A 6,109-nucleotide genomic window follows, 5' to 3' on the forward strand; every position below is an offset into this window, starting at 1 on the left:
TTGCTCCGCCTCAGGGTCGGGGGCGGCAATGCCGCCGCCCTTTGTTTTAGTCACTGAGCAACCTGGTCGGCCCACTCTTCTGTTGCGAACCAATAATTGTGACGCTCTTCCAGCCAACCCGAACGCCATTGCTGAGCAATCCAATTGTTGAAGAAGTTCAATGCATCCGGATCACCTTTGCGCATAGCAAAGGCTTCGCCACGCGGATCAAACAGATCGCCTTCCATCACGCGCAGAGTTTCAGGATTACGCCCTGCTTCCCGGTTGGGCGTAGGCTGTGAAGCCATTGTTGCGTGTGCATTTCCGTTAAGAACTTCTTGCGTCGACGCGCCATCTTCATCAAATAGCAACAAGTTTGCTTCCGGGAAGTTTTCCGCGATCACGACAGCGGGCGTTGCACCGCGACGGGCTGCGAATGTCACGTCTGCAGAATTCAGATCAGCCTGAGTCATTCCATCTGTCAGTTCCTTATTTACCAAGATGGCCAGACCGGAAAAAGCATATGGATCGGTAAAGTTGACAGTCAGGTTTCGCTGCGGCGTCACAGACATGCCCGAGATGATCACGTCGAAATTGCCCGAAACCAGCGCCGGAATGATACCGTCCCATGCGGTGGGAACAAATTCAACTTCGACCCCCATGTCTTCGGCCAGCTTGCGACCGACATCCAGTTCGAAACCGATCAGGTCACCGTTCTTGTCGCGCATCGACCACGGTACGAATAGCGACAGCCCAATGCGGATCACTCCATCCTGCTTGATGGTTTCAATCACACTTTCGCTGGACAGGTTCTGCGTTGTGCTTTGCGCCCAACCTGATGTTGCGACGCCTGTTGCAACGACCGCGCTCAGCGCCGCCCCCAACATTCTGCGAGAAAGCTTCATCTTGGTTCTCCTTGTTGTCCGACATAGTTTTCAGTTTTATTGGTCGACGGCATATTTCTTCTCCAGGTGGGTTACGCCAATCGACAGGATCAGGGTCACCACCAGATAGACCAGTGCAATGGTGAACCAGATTTCGAAACTCATGTAGGTATCGGATATGATGTTGCGTCCAAACGTGGTCAGTTCAGCCACCGCGATCACGCTTACAATCGCTGAGGATTTGATCAGGTGAACTACCTCACCGGTCATCGGCGGCAGCATGAACCGTACTGATTGCGGCAGAATGATATAGCGATAGGTCTGATACGGTGTCATCCCGATGGATTTTGCCGCCTCCCACTGACCCGTGGGAATTGCGTTGATACCAGCGCGGAAAATCTCGGAAATCAGGGCCGAATGAAAAACGGCAAGTGTCAGGATACTTGCCGTGTATCGGTCAAACCCAAAGATCGGCCCGAGCACATAATAGAAAAGATAAAGCAGAACCAGCAGCGGAATATTGCGGATCAGTTCCAGGTACCCCACGGCAACCGCTGACCCGACGACCAACCCCGATAGCCGCAACAGAGCCACCAAAAGGCCTATCGCCGTTGCCAGAAAAAAGGCGGTCACCGACAGTTGGATGGTGGCTACAAGCCCAATTGGGATTTCACCCCATTCAAACCCGACCTCGGTATTGCGGTACAGGAATTGCGGCACACGATACCATTGCCAGTTATAACCCATACTCTGCGCCCCGGCGTAAGCGCCATAGGCGATTAGACCAACAATAATGGAATAAATGACAACGGATGTCAGGACCGAGTCGAAAAACCGCTTGTGAAACGGTGGCTTTGGCAACGGCTGGCCCTTTGGCCCGGATATGCCCAGATCGCTCACGTTCAATGCGCCAGAATCTGATCCAGGAACAGGCGGCACCGTTCGCTGGAAGGGTTGGTAAAGAACTGTTCAGGCGGCGATATCTCGACGATCCGACCCGCCTCCATAAAGACCATCGTGTCTGCGACCTTGCGGGCAAACCCCATTTCGTGGGTAACCACAACCATGGTCATGCCGGTTTCGGCCAACTCGACCATCACGTCCAAAACTTCGTTGATCATTTCCGGATCGAGCGCCGAGGTCGGCTCGTCAAACAGCATGATCCGGGTTTCCATGCACAAAGAACGCGCAATCGCCACGCGCTGCTGCTGACCGCCAGACAATTGTGCCGGATATTTGTCGGCCTGTTCCGGAATATGCACGCGCTCAAGATAATTTCGCGCGGTCTCTTCGGCCTGTACCTTTGAAACTTTGCGCACTTTCATTGGGCCGATCATAAGATTTTCCAGCACAGTCAAATGCGGAAACAGATTGAACTGCTGAAAAACCATCCCAACTTCCTGGCGCAGTTCGCGTATCTCCTTGGCCCCCTCGTAAACTTCGATACCATCTATCACCAAACGGCCCGAATTGTGCCACTCCAGACCATTGAAACAACGGATCAGTGTGGACTTTCCCGAACCAGAGGGTCCGCAGATCACTACTTTTTCACCCTGATGAACCGTCAGACTAACGTCTTTCAGCGCATGGAACGTGCCATAATACTTGTCCAGATTGGTCACTTCGATCATCGGAGTGGCGTGTGTCATGTCGCGCCTGTCATGGTTCGGGACACCATACCTGGTAGTCTTTTGCGGTGAAAATTGCGCCGTGATCTCTCAGTTGGCCTCTCCGAAACCGTAGCGCGCGCGGGCCGACAAAGGGCGGTAGCGAAACCGTCCTGAAAGCTAGTGCCAGCTTGGCGCTTTGACTGAGTGAGGCAGTCGGGCAAGGCCTGAGAATCCTTAAATCTGTTGCGCGCTAATTAATATGGTTGCTTAATATGCAATACTCGTCAATAAAAAACTCAGCGCGCCGTACAACACGACCCATAATTTGTGCTGACGACTAAGGAAGGAACCAAAAATGTCTGCCTGGATCAGGATGATATCTGACGAAGACGCCGACGAGCATCTGAAGGCCACTCTGGATCTGGCCCGGACGCCACATGGCACAGTGGACAACGTCATGCGTGTTCATTCCCTGCGCCCCAACACAATGAAGGGGCACGTGATTTTGTACCGGGCCTGCCTTCACGATGAGGCAAACACGGTTCCGATGTGGTTTCAGGAAGTCATCAGTTCCTATGTATCCACCCTCAACACTTGCCCCTATTCTTACGCCAACCACTGGTCCAACGCCCGACATCTAATTGATGATGACGCCCGCGCCGACCAGATTGAGGCGGCGCTCAAGGCGCATCGTCCGCAGGATGCCTTTGACGGCGCCCATCTTGCCGCGCTGACCTACGCAGAAAAACTGACGCTGACACCGGGTACGATGGTCGATTCTGATGTGGCCGGGCTAAAAGAGACTGGTTGGGATGATGGTGAGATACTCGAAATCAATCAGATCGTCGGCTATTTCAACTACGTGAACCGCTTGTTGAACGGGCTTGGCGTGACCACGGACGGAGATGTTGTGGGCTATTACGGCAGCGAGTGATGGGAGAAGCCATGCAGGGAGACCCGCCGGGAAGACAGATCGACCGCGCAATTGGCGCATCGCTGAAAGAGCTGCGCCAAAGCCGAAAGCAATCGGCCCGCCGACTGGCCGAGCAATCGGGTATTTCCGCCGCAATGGTCAGCCGTATCGAAAACGGGCTTGTCTCTCCTTCGATCGACACCCTGGCTGCGCTGGCCGAAGCGCTTGAAGTCCCGATTGTGTCACTGTTCCGCGAAGCCCGCACCGATCACACCGACTATACGCTCGTCCGCCACGGCGAAGGCTTGAAATCCACCCGTATCGCCGCAGGCCATAGCCATGAATATGTCAATCTGGCATTGCATTCACGCAAGGACCTGCGTTTTCAAGCCCGGCGCGTAACCCTTCTGCGCGAGGGTGGTCATCCTCCGACTTATGTCGGTCACGGCGTAGTTTTTGTTCAGGCGCTCGAAGGTGAGGCGGTCTATCGGTATGGCGAGGCCCGGTTCAAGCTGACCGCAGGCGACACGATCAGCGTCGACGCTGAACTGAACCACGGCTTCGAAGAGGTTCTGACCCCGGAATTCGTCTTTCTGACTGTTCAGGCCGAGCGCCCGTGATGCCTGCGTGACATGGCTCAGCCAGTCGATCTTGACCTGACCCGAGGGTCTATTCCGGCACATTTCCGAACACTGGCAGTGCCTGCTGCAATCGGAATGCTATTCAACACGCTCTATAATGTCGTGGACATCTTCTTTGCCGGGCTGTTGTCGACAAGCGCACAAGCCGGACTGGCCCTTGGGTTTCAGGCCTTCTTTATAGCTTTGTCTGTTGGGGTTGGTCTTGGAGCCGCCATGAGCGCCCTTGTCGGCAACGCACTGGGGGCAGGCAACCACCGCATGGCCCGGCGATTGGTGGCGCAGGGTCTGACATATGGTTTTATCGCCGCCGGGCTTCTGGCGTTGTCAGGCCTCTGGTACGGCCCCGCGCTGATACATCTTGTGTCCGACCCCAGCGAATACCGTGATGCGGGGCTACGCTATTTCTATTGGCTTCTTCTGGCACTGCCCGGATTTCTGCTGGCTCATGGGTGCAACGGAATCCTCCAGGCTCATGGGGATGCGGTATCAATGCAGCGCGCCCTGATCGTGGCCTTCTTCGCCAATATCGCCCTGAATCCTCTGCTTATTTTTGGCATCCCTGGGCTGATCCCGGGGATCGGTTTTGACGGGTTGGCCATTTCTACCGTTATCAGTCAAACCGGTGTCATGATCTACATGATCCGGCAGGTGCTGCGACGACGCCGGATGCAGCGAATGCGGGTCGCCTATTTCACCCCGCGCCTGAATCGCTTTACCGTGATTTCCGTTCAGGTCCTGCCAACGGCGGTGTCTTTCATGGTGATGCTGCTTTCAGGATTTGTCATGCAGTTTGCCCTGAAAATATTCGGGGAACATGCCATTGCAGGCTTCGGGGTCGCCATTCGGCTGGAGCAAATTCTGCTTTTACCTGTGCTGGGTGTTACCGGCGCTGTGCTGCCAATCGCATCGCAGAATTTCGGCGCCCGGGATTTTCAGCGCGTGCGGGCGGCCCTGTTTTATTGCTGGAAAGTCGGATTTATCATGACGGCGATGGCCATCCCAATCCTGTGGGGCCTGAGCCCGCATCTGATGCGCCTGTTTACCACCGACCCCGAAGTCATCCGAGTAGGCGTCAGCTATCTGCGCGTCGACAGCCTGATTCTGCCGTTTTACATGATGCTCTTTTCCATCAATTCGCTGCTTCAGGCCCTCAAAAGACCCATCTGGACGGTCTGGATCAGCCTCTACCGCCAGGGCTTCGGGGTCGCATTCTTTGTCTGGGTCTTCGTCGGCCTGTGGCATTTCAACGAGATCGGTGTCTGGTTCGGAACGGCTACCGCAGTCGTCACGGGTTGGATCATCGCAATTCTGACGGCGAGTCACGTGGCACGGCATGAAATGGGCGGGTTATGGGTTTCGCGTCACCAGGACTCAAATCGAATCCAAAACTGATCCCGCCGCAAATCTCCTACCGCAGCCGCAATCCGGTTTCCGGATCAAACAGCATCGCACGCTCGGGCCGGATCGAGATGCCGATTTTCTCACCTTTCCGACTGCGCTGATCTTCGCGCTCTTCTACGATCAGTTTATCGCCATTGGGTGTCAGCAGGTAAGAATAGGACTCACCGACCAGCGCCTCTGTCAGGTCAACTGTGCAGATGTCACCGGACCGATCAACCTGAATATGCTCAGGGCGAATGCCTAGTGTCACCCGCGTCGCTGCCTCGGACCCCGATAGTGTCACTGGAATGGGGCTTGTCAGCGCCGGGTGACGAACAACCCCATCAGCCACATTGCATTCTAGGAAATTTATCGCGGGGGATCCGATGAAACCGGCCACGAAACGGTTGTCGGGATCGCGATACAGGTCCATCGGAACACCCACCTTCTCAATCCGGCCATCCAGCAACACTACGATCTTGTCAGCCATGGTCAACGGCACTGCCAAATTGATCGCCCTCCGCTTCTCGGATAGCGAGGCACCATGACGATACCCATCTCGATGCCACGCCTGAAGGGCTTTCGTTTTCCCCGCGAGATCATCTCCTATTCCGTCTTGGCCTACCATCGGTTTGGGCTGAGCACTGCCGATGTCGAGGACTTGCTCGCCGAGCGCGGTGTCATCGTTAGCCGCGAGGCCAT

At 55.3% G+C, this 6,109-nt stretch carries 7 protein-coding genes and 1 pseudogene; 4 read left to right on the top strand and 4 right to left on the bottom strand.

Features of this window, described 5'->3' with window-relative positions; all coding sequences use genetic code 11:
- Positions 1 to 50: 50 nt before the first annotated feature.
- From ACR0AM_RS20280 to ACR0AM_RS20290, 3 genes are read right to left on the bottom strand one after another with little or no spacing between them, the layout of a single operon-like run.
- Positions 51 to 884, bottom strand: a complete 834-nt coding sequence (locus ACR0AM_RS20280; protein ID WP_480478031.1) for a transporter substrate-binding domain-containing protein — start codon at positions 882 to 884, stop codon at positions 51 to 53.
- Between the two features lie 36 nt (positions 885 to 920).
- Positions 921 to 1,763: an amino acid ABC transporter permease gene (locus ACR0AM_RS20285; RefSeq protein ID WP_480623857.1), complete on the bottom strand. Its 843-nt coding sequence runs from the start codon at positions 1,761 to 1,763 to the stop codon at positions 921 to 923.
- 2 nt (positions 1,764 to 1,765) lie between these two features.
- Positions 1,766 to 2,512 (bottom strand): amino acid ABC transporter ATP-binding protein, encoded by a 747-nt coding sequence (locus ACR0AM_RS20290; RefSeq protein ID WP_480478035.1) that lies wholly within the window; start codon positions 2,510 to 2,512, stop codon positions 1,766 to 1,768.
- A gap of 316 nt (positions 2,513 to 2,828) precedes the next feature.
- Here ACR0AM_RS20290 and ACR0AM_RS20295 point away from each other — a divergent pair, with 316 nt between their 5' ends.
- Genes ACR0AM_RS20295 through ACR0AM_RS20305 form a run of 3 tightly spaced genes read left to right on the top strand, consistent with a single transcriptional unit; the run spans position 2,829 to position 5,419 of the window.
- Entirely contained in the window at positions 2,829 to 3,407 is a 579-nt protein-coding gene (locus ACR0AM_RS20295) for a carboxymuconolactone decarboxylase family protein (protein ID WP_480478037.1), read from the top strand.
- A gap of 11 nt (positions 3,408 to 3,418) precedes the next feature.
- Complete coding sequence (locus tag ACR0AM_RS20300; protein WP_480478040.1) at positions 3,419 to 4,006, top strand: helix-turn-helix domain-containing protein; 588 nt, start codon at positions 3,419 to 3,421, stop codon at positions 4,004 to 4,006.
- Positions 4,007 to 4,018: 12 nt separating this feature from the next.
- A complete protein-coding gene (locus ACR0AM_RS20305; RefSeq protein ID WP_480623858.1) occupies positions 4,019 to 5,419 on the top strand; it encodes an MATE family efflux transporter in 1,401 nt (466 codons plus the stop codon).
- Between the two features lie 16 nt (positions 5,420 to 5,435).
- Here ACR0AM_RS20305 and ACR0AM_RS20310 read toward each other — a convergent pair whose 3' ends face one another.
- Positions 5,436 to 5,897 carry a TOBE domain-containing protein gene (locus tag ACR0AM_RS20310; RefSeq protein ID WP_480623859.1) on the bottom strand — a complete coding sequence of 154 codons (462 nt, stop codon included), beginning with the start codon at positions 5,895 to 5,897 and terminating at the stop codon, positions 5,436 to 5,438.
- A 54-nt stretch (positions 5,898 to 5,951) separates the two neighbouring features.
- On the opposite strand from ACR0AM_RS20310, the pseudogene ACR0AM_RS20315 reads away from it, so the two are divergent.
- Positions 5,952 to 6,109, top strand: a pseudogene (locus ACR0AM_RS20315) (IS6 family transposase); the annotation flags it as partial.

The organism is Ruegeria sp. AD9 (assembly GCF_056542305.1).

Bases quoted from the DNA above. Each gene is read 5' to 3' on its own strand.
- ACR0AM_RS20290 (WP_480478035.1), bottom strand. From the start codon at position 2,512: ATGACACACGCCACTCCGATGATCGAAGTGACCAATCTGGACAAGTAT.
- ACR0AM_RS20310 (WP_480623859.1), bottom strand. From the start codon at position 5,897: ATGGCTGACAAGATCGTAGTGTTGCTGGATGGCCGGATTGAGAAGGTG.
- ACR0AM_RS20305 (WP_480623858.1), top strand. From the start codon at position 4,019: ATGGCTCAGCCAGTCGATCTTGACCTGACCCGAGGGTCTATTCCGGCA.
- ACR0AM_RS20300 (WP_480478040.1), top strand. From the start codon at position 3,419: ATGCAGGGAGACCCGCCGGGAAGACAGATCGACCGCGCAATTGGCGCA.
- ACR0AM_RS20295 (WP_480478037.1), top strand. From the start codon at position 2,829: ATGTCTGCCTGGATCAGGATGATATCTGACGAAGACGCCGACGAGCAT.
- ACR0AM_RS20280 (WP_480478031.1), bottom strand. From the start codon at position 884: ATGAAGCTTTCTCGCAGAATGTTGGGGGCGGCGCTGAGCGCGGTCGTT.